Source organism: Serratia sp. FS14, assembly GCF_000695995.1.
GTDB lineage: Bacteria > Pseudomonadota > Gammaproteobacteria > Enterobacterales > Enterobacteriaceae > Serratia > Serratia nematodiphila.
In genome coordinates this window covers 3,921,575-3,940,178 of the sequence record NZ_CP005927.1, presented here as the reverse complement: position 1 = coordinate 3,940,178, position 18,604 = coordinate 3,921,575, and the positions used below count along the sequence as shown (strand labels likewise).

The 18,604-nt window shown below is 60.1% G+C and carries 18 protein-coding genes; 7 read left to right on the top strand and 11 right to left on the bottom strand.

The genetic code is table 11. The annotated features are described in order from the left end of the window. Window positions 1-138: 138 nt before the first annotated feature. Window positions 139-858 (bottom strand): phosphonate utilization transcriptional regulator PhnR, encoded by a 720-nt coding sequence (gene phnR, locus L085_RS17905; RefSeq protein ID WP_004931465.1) that lies wholly within the window; start codon window positions 856-858, stop codon window positions 139-141. A gap of 154 nt (window positions 859-1,012) precedes the next feature. Here phnR and phnW point away from each other — a divergent pair, with 154 nt between their 5' ends. Both phnW and phnX read left to right on the top strand, forming a co-directional pair. After that, a complete protein-coding gene (gene phnW / locus L085_RS17900; RefSeq protein WP_004931463.1) occupies window positions 1,013-2,116 on the top strand; it encodes a 2-aminoethylphosphonate--pyruvate transaminase in 1,104 nt (367 codons plus the stop codon). A gap of 9 nt (window positions 2,117-2,125) precedes the next feature. Beyond that, complete coding sequence (gene phnX, locus L085_RS17895) at window positions 2,126-2,935, top strand: phosphonoacetaldehyde hydrolase (protein WP_044031367.1); 810 nt, start codon at window positions 2,126-2,128, stop codon at window positions 2,933-2,935. 63 nt (window positions 2,936-2,998) lie between these two features. Here phnX and L085_RS17890 read toward each other — a convergent pair whose 3' ends face one another. The 4 genes from L085_RS17890 to L085_RS17875 form a co-directional block, all read right to left on the bottom strand. Continuing rightward, complete coding sequence (locus tag L085_RS17890; RefSeq protein ID WP_044031366.1) at window positions 2,999-4,390, bottom strand: L-cystine transporter; 1,392 nt, start codon at window positions 4,388-4,390, stop codon at window positions 2,999-3,001. Between the two features lie 181 nt (window positions 4,391-4,571). Further along, window positions 4,572-5,120, bottom strand: a complete 549-nt coding sequence (locus L085_RS17885) for a metal-dependent hydrolase (protein ID WP_004931456.1) — start codon at window positions 5,118-5,120, stop codon at window positions 4,572-4,574. Between the two features lie 422 nt (window positions 5,121-5,542). Then, window positions 5,543-6,208 (bottom strand): hexitol phosphatase HxpB, encoded by a 666-nt coding sequence (hxpB, locus tag L085_RS17880; RefSeq protein ID WP_044031365.1) that lies wholly within the window; start codon window positions 6,206-6,208, stop codon window positions 5,543-5,545. A gap of 64 nt (window positions 6,209-6,272) precedes the next feature. Then, window positions 6,273-7,553: a hypothetical protein gene (locus tag L085_RS17875; protein WP_044031364.1), complete on the bottom strand. Its 1,281-nt coding sequence runs from the start codon at window positions 7,551-7,553 to the stop codon at window positions 6,273-6,275. Window positions 7,554-7,738: 185 nt separating this feature from the next. Here L085_RS17875 and L085_RS17870 point away from each other — a divergent pair, with 185 nt between their 5' ends. Continuing rightward, window positions 7,739-8,299 (top strand): YniB family protein, encoded by a 561-nt coding sequence (locus L085_RS17870; protein ID WP_004931453.1) that lies wholly within the window; start codon window positions 7,739-7,741, stop codon window positions 8,297-8,299. A 35-nt stretch (window positions 8,300-8,334) separates the two neighbouring features. On the opposite strand, the gene L085_RS17865 is transcribed toward L085_RS17870, so the two are convergent. From L085_RS17865 to ghoS, 6 genes are all read right to left on the bottom strand, one after another. Beyond that, window positions 8,335-9,204 (bottom strand): fructosamine kinase family protein, encoded by an 870-nt coding sequence (locus tag L085_RS17865; protein WP_004931452.1) that lies wholly within the window; start codon window positions 9,202-9,204, stop codon window positions 8,335-8,337. A gap of 239 nt (window positions 9,205-9,443) precedes the next feature. Next, a complete protein-coding gene (locus L085_RS17860; RefSeq protein WP_044031363.1) occupies window positions 9,444-10,298 on the bottom strand; it encodes a metal ABC transporter permease in 855 nt (284 codons plus the stop codon). Continuing rightward, window positions 10,298-11,158, bottom strand: a complete 861-nt coding sequence (gene yfeC, locus L085_RS17855; protein WP_015377686.1) for an iron/manganese ABC transporter permease subunit YfeC — start codon at window positions 11,156-11,158, stop codon at window positions 10,298-10,300. Before yfeC ends, L085_RS17860 begins: the two co-directional genes overlap by 1 nt. Continuing rightward, window positions 11,158-12,048 (bottom strand): manganese/iron ABC transporter ATP-binding protein, encoded by an 891-nt coding sequence (locus L085_RS17850; RefSeq protein ID WP_044031362.1) that lies wholly within the window; start codon window positions 12,046-12,048, stop codon window positions 11,158-11,160. The genes yfeC and L085_RS17850 overlap by 1 nt, the downstream gene beginning before the upstream one ends. Then, complete coding sequence (locus L085_RS17845; RefSeq protein ID WP_031300483.1) at window positions 12,045-12,989, bottom strand: metal ABC transporter substrate-binding protein; 945 nt, start codon at window positions 12,987-12,989, stop codon at window positions 12,045-12,047. Before L085_RS17845 ends, L085_RS17850 begins: the two co-directional genes overlap by 4 nt. A 131-nt stretch (window positions 12,990-13,120) precedes the next feature. Next, complete coding sequence (gene ghoS, locus L085_RS17840; protein ID WP_015377688.1) at window positions 13,121-13,420, bottom strand: type V toxin-antitoxin system endoribonuclease antitoxin GhoS; 300 nt, start codon at window positions 13,418-13,420, stop codon at window positions 13,121-13,123. Between the two features lie 109 nt (window positions 13,421-13,529). Between ghoS and L085_RS17835 the strand changes: the two genes are divergently transcribed. The 4 genes from L085_RS17835 to L085_RS17820 all read left to right on the top strand — a co-directional run bounded on the left by L085_RS17835 (window position 13,530) and on the right by L085_RS17820 (window position 18,362). Continuing rightward, on the top strand, window positions 13,530-14,195 hold the full coding sequence (locus L085_RS17835) for a transglycosylase SLT domain-containing protein (RefSeq protein ID WP_004931439.1): 666 nt from the start codon (window positions 13,530-13,532) through the stop codon (window positions 14,193-14,195). A gap of 307 nt (window positions 14,196-14,502) precedes the next feature. Then, complete coding sequence (locus L085_RS17830; protein ID WP_044031361.1) at window positions 14,503-15,228, top strand: gluconate 2-dehydrogenase subunit 3 family protein; 726 nt, start codon at window positions 14,503-14,505, stop codon at window positions 15,226-15,228. Between the two features lie 2 nt (window positions 15,229-15,230). Then, the gene (locus tag L085_RS17825) at window positions 15,231-17,012 is read left to right on the top strand and encodes a GMC family oxidoreductase (protein ID WP_004931432.1); all 1,782 of its coding nucleotides are present in this window, start codon (window positions 15,231-15,233) and stop codon (window positions 17,010-17,012) included. A 12-nt stretch (window positions 17,013-17,024) separates the two neighbouring features. Next, entirely contained in the window at window positions 17,025-18,362 is a 1,338-nt protein-coding gene (locus L085_RS17820; protein WP_004931431.1) for a cytochrome c, read from the top strand. Window positions 18,363-18,604: the final 242 nt, after the last annotated feature.

Genomic DNA, 18,604 nt, shown 5'->3' with positions numbered 1-18,604 from the left:
ATACACCAGATATGCGGCCAAGCTAATCGGCAAATATGACAAAAAAATGAAAGCGGCAAAATATATTTGCCTTAAAAGGGGGATCGAGCGTGGGTGAGGAAGGCGGGGCGGCGGGCGCCGGCCCCGTGATAATCGAGGTTAGAGCGTATCGACTTCGATGCGCAGGCTGTCGTGGCGCCAGTATTCAATATCGAAATCGAGGATGCGGCCGTGTTGATCGTAATTCAGTCGACGCAGCAGCAACGCGGGCAGGCCGACCATGGCACCGAGCGCGTTGGCGGCGCGGTAAGGCAGGGCGGTCGGGTAGAACGACAGGTGCATGTTGCTGTAAATCAAATCGTAATGCTGTTGATAAACCTCGGTCAGGCTGCCGTTGAGATCGTGACTGAGCAGTTCCGGCACCCGCTGCGGCAGGCAGTGGTTCTCGCAATAGCAGATGGCGCGGCCGTCGGCATAGCGCACGCGGCGCAGCAGATACACCTGATCGAACGGTTCGAGCGCCAGCGGCTGCATGACGTCGAGCGGCACCGTGGTTTTTTCGCCGGACAGCAGCGCGGTGCGCGGCGTGCGCCCTTGCTCCTGACAGAGACGGTGGAAGTTGGTGTTCTGCGTCGGATCCAGCCACAGCCGTTCCGGCGTGACGAACCAGCCGCGGCGATCGGCGCGGTAGATGGCACCGGTGGCTTCCAATTGCGCCAGGCTTTCGCGAATGGTGACGCGGGTGGTGGAGAAGATTGCGCACAGCTCGCGCTCCGAAGGCAGCTTATCGCCGGCCTGCAGCGCGCCGCGGGTGATGCGCGCCTGGAGCTGATCCTTGATCTGCAGGTAGTGAGGCATATCGCCCTGATGTTCTTTCATTTCATCTCGCTATGGCATCGGCCCGACATTCCGGCACGCGCTTATTATACATAGCCAGATGAATTTTTTGTTTCACCGCGCTTTGTCGTTTGACCGGGGCAGGAATTTGCCGCCACAATGATCGCAATCTGGTATAGACCAATAGGTGAATAACATGTCCGATCGTAACTACCTGCTGTTGACCCCCGGCCCATTGACCACGTCGAAAACGGTGAAAGAGGCGATGCTGTATGACAGCTGCACCTGGGATGAAGATTACAACCTCGGCGTGGTGCAGCGCATTCGCCAACGGTTGGTGGCGCTGGCGACGCCGTCTGCCGGTTATACCTCGGTGCTGCTGCAAGGCAGCGGCAGCTTCGCGGTAGAGGGCGTGCTGGGCACGGTCATCGGCCCGCACGACAAGCTGCTGATCGTCAACAACGGCGCCTACGGGGCGCGGATGATCGAAATGGCGCGGCTGATGGATATCGACCACCATGCTTTCGACTGCGGTGAGGTGAATGAACCGGACGTGGCGGCGATGGAGGCGGTGCTGAAAAGCGATGCGCGTATCAGCCATATCGCCATGGTGCACTGTGAAACCACCACCGGCATGCTCAATCCGCTGCAGAAGGTCGCCGGTCTGGCGGCGCGCAATGGCAAGACCTTTATCGTCGACGCCATGAGCAGCTTTGGCGGCATCCCGTTGGATGTGGACGCGCTGGGCATCGATTTTCTGATCAGCTCCGCCAACAAATGCATTCAGGGCGTGCCGGGCTTCGCGTTCGTCATCGCCCGCCGCAGCGAACTGGAAAAATGCGCCGGCCGTTCACGCTCGCTGTCGCTGGATCTGTACGCCCAGTGGCGCTGTATGGAAGACCAGGCCGGCAAATGGCGCTTTACGTCGCCGACCCACACCGTGCTGGCCTTCGCGCAGGCGCTGAAAGAGCTGGAACAAGAGGGCGGCATTGCCGCGCGCCACCACCGCTATCAAACCAATCAGCGGCGGCTGGTGGCGGGTATGCGCGAGCTGGGTTTTGAGACCCTGCTGGACGATGCGCTGCACTCGCCGATCATCACCGCGTTCTATTCGCCAAAGGCCGACACATACCGCTTCGCCGAGTTTTATCAGCGTCTCAAGCAACAAGGCTTCGTGATTTATCCCGGTAAAGTGTCGCAAAGCGACTGCTTCCGTATCGGCAACATCGGCGAAATCTATCCGCAAGATATCGAACGTTTGCTGGCGGCCGTCGGGCAGGCGATGTACTGGAATCAATAAGGATTGACCATGAAACAGATCAACGCAGTGATCCTCGACTGGGCGGGCACCACGGTGGACTTCGGCTCCTTTGCGCCAACGCAGATTTTCGTCGAGGCGTTCAAGCAAACCTTCGATATCGACATCAGCCTGGCGGAGGCGCGCATTCCGATGGGGCTGGGCAAATGGCAGCACATCGAGGCGCTGGGCAAGCTGCCGGCGGTTGACGCGCGCTGGCGGCAGAAGCTGGGACGCTCGATGAGCCATCAGGACATTGACGCGCTGTATCAGGCGTTTATGCCGCTGCAAATCGCCAAAGTGATCGACTTCGCCGATCCCATCGAGGGTGTGCCGCAGGTGATTGCCGGGCTGCGCGAACAGGGCATTAAAATCGGTTCCTGCTCCGGCTATCCGCGCGCGGTGATGGAGGTGCTGGTGCCCGCCGCCGCGCAGCGCGGCTACGCGCCGGATTACTGGGTCGCCACCGACGATCTTGCAGCCGGCGGCCGACCGGGGCCGTGGATGGCGTTGCAGAACGCGATCGCGCTGGGCATCGATGCGGTGGCGCATTGCGTGAAGGTGGATGACGCGGTGCCGGGCATTGCCGAAGGGCTGAACGCCGGGATGTGGAGCGTCGGGCTGGCGCTGTCCGGCAACGAGTTCGGCGCCACCTGGCAGGAGTATCGCCGGATGACGGCGGGCGAGATAGAGCGCCGCCGCGCGGCGGCCGCCGATAAGCTGTACGCGGCGGGCGCGCACTATGTGATAGACACGCTGGCGCAATTGCCGGCAGCGATCGCCGACATCAACCGGCGGTTGGCCAACGGCGAGCGGCCGTAACGACCGAACGCGGGGCATAAAAAAACCGGGGATCATCCCCGGTTTTTTCGTTCGCGGAAGGCGTTAACGGTGAGCCAATTCGACTTCGTCTTCGCTGTCCATCACGGCTTTGTCGGTTTGCTTCATCAGCTGGCTGGTGATGGTGCCCGCCGCCATGGAACCGTTGACGTTCAGCGCAGTACGGCCCATGTCGATCAGCGGTTCGACCGAGATCAGCAGCGCGACCAGCGTCACCGGCAGGCCCATCGCCGGCAGCACGATCAGCGCAGCGAAGGTGGCGCCACCGCCCACGCCCGCCACGCCGGCGGAGCTGATGGTGACGATGCCGACCAGGGTGGCGATCCACAGCGGATCCAGCGGGTTGATGCCGACGGTCGGCGCCACCATCACCGCCAGCATCGCCGGGTAGAGGCCCGCACAGCCGTTCTGGCCGATGGTGGCGCCGAACGATGCCGAGAAGCTGGCGATGGATTCCGGCACGCCCAGGCGACGGGTCTGCGCTTCCACGTTCAGCGGAATGCTGGCGGCGCTGGAGCGGCTGGTGAACGCGAAGGTGATCACCGGCCACACCTTGCGGAAGAACCTCATCGGGTTAACGCCGGTGAAGGCCAGCAGGACAGCGTGAACCACAAACATGATGGCCAGGCCGATGTACGAGGCCACCACGAAGCTGCCGAGCTTGACGATATCGTGAATGTTGGAACCGGCGACCACTTTGGTCATCAGCGCCAGCACGCCGTACGGCGTCAGCTTCATGACCAGACGCACCAGCTTCATCACCCAGGCCTGCAGGGTGTCGATAGCCACCAGCACGCGCTCGCCTTTCGGCTTGTCGTCTTTCAGCAGCTGCAGCGCCGCCACGCCGAGGAAGGTGGCGAAAATCACCACGCTGATGATCGAGGTCGGGCTGGCGCCGGTCAGATCGGCGAACGGGTTTTTCGGGATGAACGACAGCACCATCTGCGGCACGGTCAGATCGGCCAGTTTACCCACGTAGTTGGTCTGGATCGCCGTCAGGCGCGCGCTTTCCTGCGCGCCCTGCACCAGGCCTTCGGCGGTCAGGCCGAACAGGTTGGTGACCAGCACGCCCACCAGCGCCGAGATCAGCGTGGTGAACAGCAGCGTGCCGATAGTGAGGACGCTGATTTTGCCCAGCGAAGAGGCGTTATGCAGCTTGGCCACCGCGCTCAGGATCGAGGCGAACACCAGCGGCATGACGATCATTTGCAGCAGTTGCACATAGCCGTTACCGACGATGTTGAACCAGCTGATGGATTCTTTCAGTACCGGGTTATCGGAGCCGTACACCAGCTGCAGGCCCAGACCGAACACCACGCCGACCACCAGGCCGACCAGCACTTTTTTCGCCAGGCTCCATTGCTTGTGGCGGGTTTGCGCCAGCAGCAAAAGGAGCGCGACAAACACCAGCACGTTAATCACGAGCGGAAGATTCATCCCCAATGTCTCCAATAATCTTTCTTATAAAAACGACTACGCATCACGTATGTCGCGATGTAAATATCGTAACAGTTTGCTGAGTGGCCTACTTATATCCAAATGGAATTTGATATAGCTTTTTGTGTGTTTTTGTTCGTTTTATATACTTCAAGGTGATAGGTTAGGCGGTTTTTTGTGATCAGAGTCTGATATTTCTGATTTGCTCGACATAGGATTGCACCGGCAGGGTGAAATCACCTTGCCAGCAGATGGCAAACGCCACCAGGCACAGACACAGCACCCGCTCCAGCTGGTTGCCTTTTTGCGAGTTGAGCAGCGGCAGGCGAAAACGCCAGCGGCATGGCCACAACAGCGGCACGCCGGCGGGGGTGAGCATATCGGCCAACAGATGGCTGAAGTAGCCGATGATCATGGCGTGCAGCGCATCGGCCGGGATCGGCCAGCTGCGCGGTACGTCCAGTTGGAACAGCGCCATGCCGCCGGCGATCGCCAGCAGGCTGTGGGTGAAACCACGGTGGCCGAAGGCGCGGGCGATGGGCAGGGCAATCCAGCGCAGGCGCTGGCCCAGCACCGACTTGGGGTGATCGATGTCCGGCAGCAGCGAGGTCAGCAGCGCGGCGGGTATGATGTGCCACCAGTCGCCGGTAGCCAGCTCTGGCGTCACTTCCGCCTTCTTGGCGAAGATCGCGCAAGCGACAGAGAATATAAGGTGTCCTTCCGCGGTCATGCTGTTGCGATTCCGGCTGGTAAACTGTTAATTTATCCAGTATATGGGAAAATTCCCAGTAGTGGAAGCAGTTACCCTGTAACCAATTGTTTATTTTCCCCTGTTTTACAACGGCTTGTTACGGCAATGGGTAACAAATCATCGATTTTGACGGGCGAGAACAAAAAGCGGGCAATGGGGGGAGTGAAACGGAAAGCAACGAGCGCGGTTTTACGGTGTGTGGCGGGAGGAAGCGGCGGCCTTGAATCGCGCTGCGTGGCAGTGACAACGCGCCGCGGGCCGTCGCTTTCCCTGCCATGCAGCATAATGAGAACGTCACGCCAATTCAATAAAATGAAACGGTGTTTCGTTTATTCCGCGGTGCGGATCCCTTTTATGACGCAGAGCGGCAAACCCAGGGCGCCGATGGCCGGCGCCGCAGGTCAGGCAAAGTGGGCGGCGGTGAGCTGTTCCAGGGTGTCCAGCTTGTGGTCCGCCAGCGCCCAGCGCGGATCGTGGCGGTATTCGGCGGCCGGGATCACGATGGAACGCATGCGTGCGGCCTTGGTAGCGATCATGCCGTTAAACGAGTCTTCCAGCGTGATGCAGCGCAGCGGATCGCTGCCCAGTCGTTCGGCGGCGATCAGGTAGACCTCCGGGTGCGGCTTGCTGTACGGCAGGTATTCGGCGGAAACCAATTGATCGAAGTAGCCTTCAAGATCGAACATCTTCAGCACCTGCCGTTGCATGTGCAGCGGCGAGGCGGAGGCGAGACCGATGTTCAGTCCCTGGCTGCGGCACAGCTCCAGCGCCTGCCGGACGCCAGGCAGCAGCGGGCGCGTCTCGTGCACCAGCTCGATGGCGCGCTCGATAATCCGCGCCGACACCTCTTCAAGCGTAACCCCTTGCCACGGCATCGCCTGGTACCACATTTTCACCACCAGATCGATGCGCAGCCCCAGCGTGTCCGGCAGCTTGTGACGGTCGGACAGATCCAAGCCCAGCGCGCCGAAGATATCCAGCTCGGCCTGCAGCCACAGCGGTTCTGAGTCGATCAACAAGCCGTCCATATCAAAAATTGCGGTTTCAATGCGTTGCGAATAAGCCATTAGCGGTTAACTCCTGCCGGCGCGGGTGAATGTGCCCGACACTTTATCATCGCCGGTGACGAGACTAAAACCTTTGCCTGCGCGTTTGGCTTTTGCCAAAACGCAGGATATTCCACACTTCGCGCAGTTTTAGCCACCAACGCTGGTGTTGACGCTCGGTGACCTGTTGCAACATGCGCGCATAGTCCAGCACCAACCCCGGCGTCCAGGTCATGCTTTCACCGCGGCTGCGCAGTACCGCCAGCATCCACAGGTTGGGATCCAGCACCAGCAGCAGAAAACGGCGCCACAGATGTTTATCGCCCAGCACGCCTTCCAACGCGCTGTCGAGCGCGCCGATGACCGTGGTGGAGCAGTTGCGCCGGGTCAGATTGTAGGTGGCGTCCTGCCGATAACGCAGCCAGAATGCGCGCAGCGCCGCCGGGTTATAGCGGTAGAATTGAATTTTCTTGTCCGGTGGGCACCAGGCGGCGATCTCGCCCGCCAGGTCGGGCAGGAAACGCCCGTCGACGTTGTTCTGTTCGCCTGCATGCAGCAACTGACGGAAATCCTGAACGGAATGGCTGATGTCGTTGAGCGGGTAGTGGCTGATATACACGTCCGGCGCGAGCGCCAGGGCGGCGTGACCGGTGGAGATATTGCCGCCGCCGTCGACCGCCGCGATGTATCGGTCGACGATGTAACGCCGGCGCGGATCTTTAGCCGCGCCAATCGGTGTCCAGACATACACCGTGAGCGGCGTGGTTTCATCCGCCGTGGAGGATGGCTGCCGCGCGGGGTGCTGATTCAGAGAGAAGTTTGTCAGTCTGCGGGCGATACGCAATAGAGCCCAGCCGGAAAGCACCATCATCACGCCGAGGCAAAAGGGCACCGTCATCCGGTGCGGCGCCGGCCAGCCGACAAAAATCATCAACGAAAGCAGGATCTCGCCGCCGCCCGCCAGCGCTACGGCTTTCCATCGACTGTGCTGAATCACCGTGGAGGAGGCGATGCGCACGGCGCCGTCAAGCAGCAGCGCGCTGCCAAACACCACGGTGGCGACGATGTTATCGTCTGCGGGCACGTCCAACGTTAAAAAGGCCATAAACACGAAGCCCAGCCCCTTCAGCAGCACCGGCCTGCTGGCCGAAGAGCCGATCACCAGCGCGGCGGATATCGCCACCAGCCCCTCCAGCGCCAGGATGACCGCCAGCGCATCCAGCGCCAGCACGGACCGGCCATCCTGCAGTATGTCGAACAGCATCAGCGCCCCTGCGGCTATCCACAGCCAACCGAACAGCACCAGCAGGCGGCGCTGGCCGTGCAGCGCCTGCGCGCCCAGCAATAAGATAATCAGTCGAATCATGGCGGCCTCTGGCTAAACGGATAACGTTATCTCTTCAATGATAGTGCCCGGATGTCGTTAAGCAGTTGATTTCGGCGAATTCGGCTAAGCTTGTAGCACAGCGGGAATGAAGAAAACGGTGGGCGAGTTTCGCCAACTGCAGGTAGACTTAGCCGATTCGGTTACGTCGCTAACAAGGGGAACACATGACGTATCAACAGGCCGGGCGTATCGCCATTTTGAAACGCATTCTCGGATGGGTGGTTTTTATCCCGGCGTTGCTGTCGACGCTGATTTCCGTGCTGGGCTTTATCTATCAGCACAGTGAAAAAACCAAGGGCATCAACGCAGTGATGCTGGATTTTGTCCACGTGATGGTGGACATGGTGCGTTTCAATACGCCGTTCCTGAACCTTTTCTGGTACAACTCGCCGGTGCCGGACGTGGATAAAAGCCTGTTCAGCGGCGCCAATTTGATGTTCATCATCATCTATATATTGATCTTCGTCGGGCTGGCATTGCAGGCTTCCGGCGCGCGCATGTCGCGTCAGGTCAAGTTCATTCGCGAAGGGCTGGAAGATCAGATGATCCTGGAGCAGGCCAAAGGCAGCGAAGGGCACACGCGTCAGCAACTGGAGGAACGCATCACGCTGCCGCACCACACCATTTTCCTGCAGTACTTTCCGCTGTACATCCTGCCGATCGTGATTGCGGTGATCGCCTGGTTCGTGATCCGCCTGTTGGGGCAGTTGGCCGGCGCGGCCTGAACCATGAACGGGGCGCCGAGCGGCGCCCCGGAACGTTATGACGCTTCCGGCTGCAACAGCGCCTCCACCGCACGTTGCGCAGCCACCAAATGCTGGCCGCCGAACAGGTTGCTGCGGTTGAGCAGGTAGTACAGCTGATACAGCGGCTGGCGCTCGATAAATCCGGCCCCCAGCGGCCACACGCTCTGATAGCCGTCGTAGATCTGCGGCGGCAGCTCCGGATACAGCGGCAGCATCGCCAAATCGCACTCTCGGTCGCCCCAGTAGCTGGCCGGATCGAACAGTATCGGCCCGTGGGCGGTCATCGCGCAGTTGCCCGGCCACAGGTTGCCGTGCAGCAGGGAAGGCTGCGGTTGGTGGTGCTGCAAGCGCAGATACACCCGATCGACGATGTCGTCGATGTCGCCGAAGGTCATGCCTTTTTCCGCCGCCAGCTGCAGCTGCCAGCCGATGCGCTGCTCGGCGAAGAATTCCGACCAGCGGCGTTGCCAGGCGTTGGGTTGCGGGGTGGTGGTCAGATCGCTGTCGAAGTCGAGACCGAACTGCGGTTGCTCGCTCCACTGGTGCAAATGCGCCAGCTGCTGGCCCAGGCAGTAGGCGCCGTGAGCATCGAGGGGTTTCAGCTGCTGATACTCCAGCAGCAGGAAGCTGTAATCGCGATCGCTGCCGACGCCGTACACTTCCGGCACCCGCACGCTTTTGCTGCGCGCCAGCAACGCCAGCTGATCGGCCTCGGCGGTGAATATCGGCAGTTGTTCACGGGCGTCGCATTTCACGAACACCTCGTTGTCACCGTAACTCACGCGCCACGCCGGGTGAATGTCGCCCCCGGGCAGTTCAATCCTTTCGCGTATCTCTGCGCTGCCAAGATGTTCACTTAACAGACGGCTAACGGCTTGCCACATGGTATGTCCCCCTCTGTGCTGCCTGATAATTCATTAGGTTAGCGTCTTTCCCGTGGTGAAAACACGACGCGGCGCACAGCCGGCGTCAAAGGCGGCGATTTTTTCAGCGCCTCGCCAGCTCAAAGTATATACCCTATTGATTAATTTAAGCGCAATACCGATTGCAACTTGATGACAACGACGGAATGAGCGGGGGGAATGTGATGCGGCGAGTAAAAGGCTTCGCCGCATCGGGGGAATTAACCGCCGGTGAGCGCGCTTTGGTTACGCTGTAACGGGCGTAATTTACTGTACAACAAGGCGATCACGAACAGCACGGCCTGCACGATGACGATGCAGGGCCCGGTGGCGCCGTCGATGTGGAAGCTGATCAGGGTGCCGAGCACGCAGGAGAACACCGACACCACCGTCGCCACCATCAGCATGCGGTCGAAGCGGCGGCACAGCATAAAGGCGATGATGCCGGGGGCGATCAGCATGGCGATCACCAGGATCACCCCCACGGCCTGCAGCGAGGCGACGATGGTCATCGCCAGCAGGCACAGCAATCCGTAGTGCAGCAGCTTGACCGGCAGGCCAATCACCCGCGCATGGTGCGGATCGAAGCAGTACAGCATGAAGTCTTTGCGCTTGAGCAGCACCACCGCCAGGGTGATGCCGGCGATCAGCAGGGTTTGCTTCAGTTCGCCGTCGGTAATGCCCAGCATGTTGCCGAACAGAATGTGGCTCAGGTGCTGGTCGGTATCGATGCGCGAGAACAGCACCAGGCCGAAGGCGAACATGCCGGAAAAGACGATGCCCATCACCGTGTCCTCTTTCACCCGGCTGTTCTCTTTCAGGTAGCCGGTGGCTACCGCGCAAAAGATGCCGGAGAGGAAGGCGCCGATCGCCAGCGGGATGCCGACCACGAACGCCACTACGATGCCGGGCAAGACGGCGTGCGAGATGGCGTCGCCCATCAGCGACCAGCCCTTGAGCACCAGATAGCAGGAGAGCACGGCGCACACCACGCCGGTAACGATGGCGGCGACGATCGCCCGCTGCATGAACGGGTAGGCGAAGGGTTCGCTGAGCAGTTGATACAGGGTGTCCATCAGCGGCCTCCGGTTTGCGAATGTGCCACGCGGCGCCGGGATGCCAGCAGGCCGTGTTTCGGCGCGAAGAAGAACGCAGCCAGGAATACCAGCGTTTGCAGGGTGACGATCACCCCGCCGGTGGCGCCGTCGAGGAAGAAACTCAGGTAGGCGCCGATGCCGCTGGTCAATGCGCCGATGATGATGGCGATGATCACCAGCCGGCTGAAGCGGTCGGTCAGCAGGTAGGCGGTGGCGCCCGGCGTGATCACCATGGCGATCACCAGAATGGCGCCGACGGTTTGCAGCGCGGCGACGGTGCAGGCGCTGAGCAGGGTGAAGAACAGGATCTTCAGCTTCAGCGGCGACAGGCCGATCGACACCGCGTGGCTTTCGTCGAAGAACACCGCCAGCAGATCTTTCCACACCAGGCACAGGATCAGCAGCGAAACGCCGATGATGATTTCCACCTGCAGAACGTCTTCGTCGGCGATGCCGAGGATATTGCCGAAGATGATCGACTGTACGTTGACCGAGGTGGGGTTGAGCGACACGATCAGCAGGCCGACGGCGAAGAAGGTGGAGAAGATAAAGCCGATGATGGCGTCTTCGCGCAGCCGGGTGATGTGGCGCACCAGCGTCATCGCCAGCGCCGCCAGCATGCCGGTGAAGAAGGCACCGGCGGCGTAGGGCAGGCCGAGGGCGTAGGCGCCGGCCACGCCGGGCACCACCGAGTGCGACAGCGCATCGCCCATCAGCGACCACCCTTTCAGCATCAGGTAGGCGGACAGGAACGCGCAGGCGGCGCCGACGATGGCGCTGACCCAGATGGCCTTCACCATGTAGTTGTAACTGAAAGGTTGCAGCAGAAGGTCCAGCATCAGGATTGTTTCTCCCTGGCCTGGCTGTTGGCCGGCGGATCGCTTTTGGTGTGGCCGTAGAACACCGCCGGGCGTTCATCGTCGGTCAACACCGTGACGGTGCGCGGATCGTTGTCGTCGTGCAGATCCGGGCCGGAAAGGTTGATATGGCGCAGCACGCCGCCGAACGCCTGCTCCAGGTTGCTCTGGGTGAAGGTGGTCTCGGTCGGGCCGGCGGCCAGCACCGTGCGGTTGATGAGGATCACCCGATCGCAAAATTCCGGCACGCTGCCGAGGTTGTGGGTGGAGACCAAAATGAGATGGCCCTCGTCGCGCAGCGCGCGCAGCAGCTCGATAATCGCATTCTCGGTTTTCACATCCACGCCGGTGAAAGGCTCATCCAGCAGCAGCACCGTGCCCTGTTGCGCCAGCGCGCGCGCCAGAAATACGCGCTTCTTCTGGCCGCCGGACAGCTCGCCGATCTGCCGGCCGCGCAGCTCGCTCAGGCCGACGCGCTCCAGCGCCTTGTCGACCCGCAACCTGTCCACACGCGACGGAATGCGCAGGAAGTTCATCTTGCCGTAGCGGCCCATCATCACCACGTCTTCCACCAGCACCGGGAAGTTCCAGTCGACGTCTTCGGTCTGCGGCACGTAGGCGATCAGGTTCTTTTTCAGCGCGTCCGCCACCGGCTTGTCGCTCAGCGACACCTGGCCGGCGGTGGGCCTGACCAGGCCCATGATGCTTTTGAACAGCGTCGATTTGCCGCTGCCGTTGACGCCGACCAATGCGCAGATCGAACCGCCGCTCAGGGTGAAGCTGGCGTTGTGAATGGCGGTGTGCCCGTTGTTGTAGGTTACGGTGACGTCGTCCACGTTCAATTCAGGGCGGACAAACGGTTCATGGGTCATTGATCGAATCCTTTGGCGATGGTTTGCACGGTGGTGTTAAGCAGGTCGATGTAGGTTGGCACCGGGCCATCGCGGGTGGACAGCGAGTCCACGTACAGCACGCCGCCGTATTTGGCGCCGGTTTCTTTCGCCACCTGCCTGGCCGGCTTGTCGGAAATGGTGCTCTCGCTGAACACCACCGGAATATGGTGGGCGCGCACGGCGTCGATCACCCGGCGCACCTGCTGCGGCGAGCCTTGCTCATCGGCGTTGATCGGCCACAGATAAACCTCTTTCAACTGATAGTCCTGCGCCAGGTAGCTGAAGGCACCTTCACTGGTCACCAGCCAGCGCTGTGCGGCCGGAATGCGCGCCAGGCGTTCGCGCAGCGGGGCGTCCAGCGCGCCGATTTTCTCTGCGTAGGCCTTGGCGTTGCGGTTATAGGTTTCCGCATTGGCCGGATCGTGCTCCACCAGCGCCTTGCGGATATTCTCGATATACACCAGCGCGTTGCTTGGCGACATCCAGGCATGCGGGTTCGGGTTGCCGTTATATGGCCCTTCGCGGATCGGCAGCGGGGTAATGCCTTCGGTGACTACCGCCGCCGGCACCTGTTTGATGTTTTCGAAGAAACGCTGGAACCAGCGCTCCAGGTTCATGCCGTTCCACAGGATCAGGTCGGCGTGCTGTGCCTTGACGATGTCGCGCGGAGTCGGTTGATAGTCGTGGATCTCGGCGCCCGGCTTGGTGATGGATTCCACCACGGCGGCGTCACCGGCCACGTTCTGGGCGATATCCTGAATGATGGTGAAGGTGGTCACCACGCGCAGCTTTTTTTCCGCCAGCGCGTTTTGGCTGACCAAGGCGGCGCCGAGCAGCAGGCAGGCGAGCATGAAAGGGCGTAACAATGCGGCAGAGCGGGAAGGGCGACTGCGACGAAAAGCGCAACTTATCAATGGCATGATGACGTCTCCTGGTTCAAATGAAAATGATTATCAATATCAATTGAAGCGAAGTCAAGCGCCACTTGCCCACCGCCGGCGGGGTATTTCTCCAACTGAAAAAATAATACCGTCCGGGGAGTTATAGCATTTTATGTATCAGTATGTAACCGCTGAAGGTAGTCCTCACAGCTGCATATCGCCACCTCCGGCTGTTTTCCCAATGCCAACTGCCCGAACCCCTGCGCCAGGCGCAGTACATCCTCTTGATCCAGCACGGTTATGAACGCAAAACTGTTGCTGCCGAGTTCGTGGTGAACGCCATTTTCGTCTGTCACCGACGTGACAAAACCCTCGCGCGTCAATTGCCCGGTCAGCTTCGCCAGGTCGGTTAATCCCTCTTCCTGATAGCGAAAAGTCACCACAAAGCAGCTTGTTGCAGATTGACTCATAAATCACCTCTTGGTATATGGATAGCTTGAGATTAGCCCAAAAAATTACTGCAGGTGTCCTTACAAGTTGTATATGCTACGCAACTCATTGAAAGGAGTGAGGGATTCTGTGAAAACAAAAATAGGTTGCCTTACGGCAATTTTACTTTTGTCGGGGTGCGCCAAAGACCCGCAAACGGCAAGCAATATTTCAGGCAGTGGCACAACGCGCGGCGGTTGGTTAAAACCCCCTCCGCAGGCACCGGTAAACCGCACGGGCACCCCGGTTGCTTATAACGATTACATTCGTCAGGCGGCCAGCAACTATGGTGTTGACGAAACGCTGATTAAAGCGATTATTCAGGTGGAGTCCGGGTTTAACCCGAACGTGGTCAGCACCTCGAACGCAGTGGGATTGATGCAGCTTAAGGCTTCTACCGCCGGCCGCGACGCCTATCGCATGAAGGGACGAAGCGGGCAACCCAGCTCGCGTGAGCTGAAGGATCCGGCGGTCAATATTGATCTGGGAACGGCCTATATCAATATTCTTCAAAGCCAGCAGCTAGCCGGGATCAACAATCCACAGACTTTGCGTTACGCCACTATCGTTTCGTACGTGAATGGGGCGGGCGCCATGTTGCGCACTTTCTCCTCGGACAAGCGCGTGGCGGTTAATCGCATCAATCAGATGAGCCCGGATGAGTTTTATCAGCACATCCAGAAAAAACACCCGGCACCGCAGGCGCCGCGCTATTTATGGAAAGTGACCACCGCCTATCAGGCGATGTCGCAGTAATCCTCTCTTTTGTCGAATCGGCCGCTGAACGCGGCCGATTTTGTTTTCGGCACCGTTCCAGCGCGCGACCCACCTCTCATTTTTCGTTATTTCCTCACCGCTTATCGGAAAAACCGCACAAAAAGTTAAATTTACGTTAGCAGATAAATCTTTACGTTCATTCAATAAGTTACCGGTAACATTTTTGCTTTTGTACGCATTCTGGCCTTCAATAAATATACAAATAAGTAACAAATTATTTTAAAAACCCGTATCGAACGCAAGGTTGCGGTTAAATAGTTGTGACTATCTTTGGATGGAATGTGACATGTCGAATCATAAAACCAACAATTCGCGGCGCGATTTCTTGTTGAAATCGATGACCTTAATTCCTGCGGCGGTAATTGGTGGCAGCGGCGTTGGCGCGCTGACGGCACCGACACCGGCGGTCGCAGCCTCGAACACCTCAACGCAGAACGATTACCAACCGAGCTTTTTCACCCCGGAAGAGTGGGCCTTCATCAAGGCCGCCGTCGCGCGCCTGATCCCGGCCGACGATCGCGGCCCCGGCGCGCTGGAAGCCGGCGTGCCGGAGTTTATCGATCGCCAGATGAATACCCCGTACGCCACCGGCTCCATCTGGTACATGCAGGGGCCGTTCAACCCCGATGTGCCGAAGGAGATGGGCTATCAGCTGCCGCTGGTGCCCAAGCAAATCTACAACCTCGGCATCGCAGACGCCGACGCCTACAGCAAGAAAACCGCCGGCAAACCCTTCGCTGAACTGGATGGCGCGCAGCAGGACGCTCTGCTGCAAAAGTTCGAGTCCGGCGAGGCGGAGTTCCAGCAGCTGCCGTCGAAACTGTTCTTCTCCTATCTGCTGCAAAACACCCGCGAAGGTTTCTTCAGCGATCCTATCCATGGCGGCAACAAAGACATGGTGGGTTGGAAGCTGATTAATTTTCCGGGCGCGCGCGCCGATTTTATGGACTGGGTTGAGCGAGGGGAGCGTTATCCCTTCCCGCCGGTCTCGATTCGTGGGGAGAGGGGCTAACCATGGCAACGGTAATGAAAAAAGTAGACGCGGTGATCGTCGGCTTCGGCTGGGTGGGCGCGATCATGGCCAAAGAGCTGACCGAGGCCGGCCTCAACGTGGTGGCGCTGGAGCGCGGCCCGATGCGCGACACCTATCCGGACGGTTCTTACCCGCAGGTGATCGACGAGCTGACCTATAACATTCGGCGCAAGCTGTTCCAGGATCTGTCGAAAAGCACCGTCACCATTCGCCATAACAGCAGCCAGACCGCGGTGCCTTACCGCCAGCTGGCGGCGTTCCTGCCGGGCACCGGCGTCGGCGGCGCCGGCCTGCACTGGTCGGGCGTGCATTTCCGCGTCGATCCGATCGAACTGCGTATGCGCAGCCATTATGAAGAGCGTTACGGCAAAAACTTCATTCCGAAGGACATGACCATCCAGGACTTCGGCGTGACTTACGACGAGCTGGAGCCGTTCTTCGACAAGGCGGAGAAAGTGTTCGGCACCTCCGGCACCGCCTGGACCATCAAAGGGCAGAAAGTGGCGCAGAAGGGCGGTAACCGCTTTGCGCCGGATCGCTCCGACGACTTCCCGCTGCCGGCGCAGAAAAATACCTACTCCGCTCAGCTGTTCGAGAAAGCGGCGCTGGAGGTGGGTTACCACCCTTATAACCTGCCGTCCGCCAACACCTCGGACTCTTACACCAACCCGTACGGCGCGCAGATGGGTCCGTGCAACTTCTGCGGTTTCTGCAGCGGCTACGCCTGCTACATGTATTCCAAGGCCTCGCCGAACGTCAACATCTTGCCGGCGCTGCGCATGGAGAAACGCTTCGAGCTGCGCACCAACGCCAACGTGCTGAAGGTCAACCTGACCGATGACAAGTCCCGCGCCACCGGCGTGAACTACGTCGATGCGCAGGGCCGCGAGATTGAACAGCCGGCCGATCTGGTGATCCTGGGCGCGTTCCAGTTCCACAACGTGCACCTGATGCTGCTGTCCGGCATCGGCAAGCCTTACGATCCGGTGACCGGCGAAGGCGTGGTCGGGCGCAACTTCGCCTACCAGAACATGACCACCATCAAGGCGTTCTTTGATAAAGACGTGTTCACCAACCCATTCATCGGTGCCGGCGGCAACGGCGTGGGCGTGGATGACTTCAACGCCGACAACTTCGATCACGCCAAAGAAGGTTTCGTCGGCGGTTCGCCGTTCTGGGTCAACCAGGCGGGCACCAAGCCGATCTCGGGCCTGCCGACCCCGCCGGGCACCCCGGCCTGGGGCAGCAAGTGGAAAGCGGCGGTGGCGGATGCCTACACCCATCACGTCTCGATGGACGCCCACGGCGCGCACCAGTCGTACCGCAATAACTATCTGGATCTCGATCCCAACTACAAGAACGTGTTCGGCCAGCCGCTGCTGCGCATGACGTTCGACTGGCAGGAAAACGACATCAAGATGGCGCAGTTCATGTACGACAAGATGGCGCCGATCGCCAAGGCGATGAACCCGAAACTGATCGCCGGCAGCCCGAAAAACGCCAACAGCCACTTCGATACCACCAGCTACCAGACCACCCACATGAACGGCGGTGCGGTGATGGGGGAAGATCCGAAGACCAGCGCGGTCAACCGCTATCTGCAGAGCTGGGACGTGCACAACGTGTTCTCGATCGGCGCATCGGCCTTCCCGCAAGGGCTGGGCTACAACCCGACCGGCACCGTGGCGGCGCTGGCTTACTGGTCTGCCCGCGCCATTCGCGAGCAGTATCTGAAAAACCCAGGCCCATTGGTGCAGGCATAAGGACGGCGAACGATGAAAGCATTTGTACCGGCACTGGTTCTCAGTGCAGTGAGTTTTTCCGTTTGGGCGCAGGACGCCACCGTCAGCAGCGAGCTGATCAAGCGCGGCGAGTACCTGGCGCGCGCCGGTGACTGCGTGGCCTGCCATACCGATGGCAAGAACGGCAAAACCTTCGCCGGCGGCCTGGCGATGGAGACGCCGATCGGCACCATCTACTCGACCAACATCACGCCGGACAAGAAAACCGGCATCGGCGATTACAGCTTCGAGGATTTCGACAACGCGGTGCGTAAGGGCGTAGCCAAAAACGGCAGCACCCTGTACCCGGCGATGCCGTACCCGTCGTTCGCGCTGGTGAAAGAGGACGACATGCGCGCCATGTATGCCTATTTCATGCACGGCGTGCAGCCGGTGGAGCAGGCCAACAAGGACTCTGACATCCCGTGGCCGCTGTCGATGCGTTGGCCGCTGAGCATCTGGCGCGGCATGTTTGCGCCGTCGCCGGCGGACTTCGTTGCCGACGCCAAGGCCGATCCGGTGATTGAACGCGGACGTTACCTGGTGGAAGGCCTGGGCCACTGCGGCGCTTGCCATACCCCGCGCAGCATCACCATGCAGGAAAAAGCGTTGAGCAACAGCGAAAGCGACGACTACCTGTCCGGCAGCAATGCGCCGATCGACGGGTGGGTGGCTTCCAGCCTGCGCGGCGACCGCAAGGATGGCCTGGGCAGCTGGAGCGAAGCCGAGCTGACCGAGTTCCTGAAAACCGGCCGTAACGACAAGGCGATCGTGTTCGGCGGCATGAGCGACGTTGTGGAGCACAGCCTGCAATACCTGAGCGACGACGATCTGACCGCCATCGCGCGCTACCTGAAATCGCTGCCGCCGAAAGACGGCAAGCAGCAGGCGGCGCCGGTCGAAGACAGCGTGGCCAAGGATCTGTGGCGCGGCGACGACAGCAAGCCCGGCGCGGCGCTGTATGTCGATAACTGCGCGGCCTGCCACCGCACCGACGGCGTGGGCTACAAGCGCGCCTTCCCGTCGCTGAAGGGCAATCCGGTGGTGCAGACCGAGGACGCGACCTCGCTGATCCACATCGTGCTGACCGGCAACACCACGCCGGCGGTGCAGGGCGCGGTGTCCAACATCACCATGCCGCCGTTTGGCTGGCGTTTGAACGATCAGCAGGTGGCGGACGTGGTGAACTTCATCCGCTCCAGCTGGGGCAACAGCGCCAAACCGGTGAGCGCCTCCGATGTGGCCGACGTGCGTAAAGATCGCTCGATGATCCGCGATGAGAAGGAGATGGGCAGCGCCGAGGTGCCGGACCATCCGGACGCGAAGAAGTAAACCGTTTAAGGGCTCCGCAAGGGGCCCTTAGTTTTCTGCTGTCGCCTGCTTTTTCAGCAGATTGTGTTCGCAAATCGTTCATTCAGCCGATAAAACATAGACCCGCAGCGGATTTTTCATTATCCTTTGCCGTCCTTTCATCAGGCGTAAGTATGAAATATCGCTTTAATTCACTGATTATTATTAAAAAACTCGCGGAGAAGGATATCCCGTTAGGCGCAATCGTTGTCGCCGCAGATTAA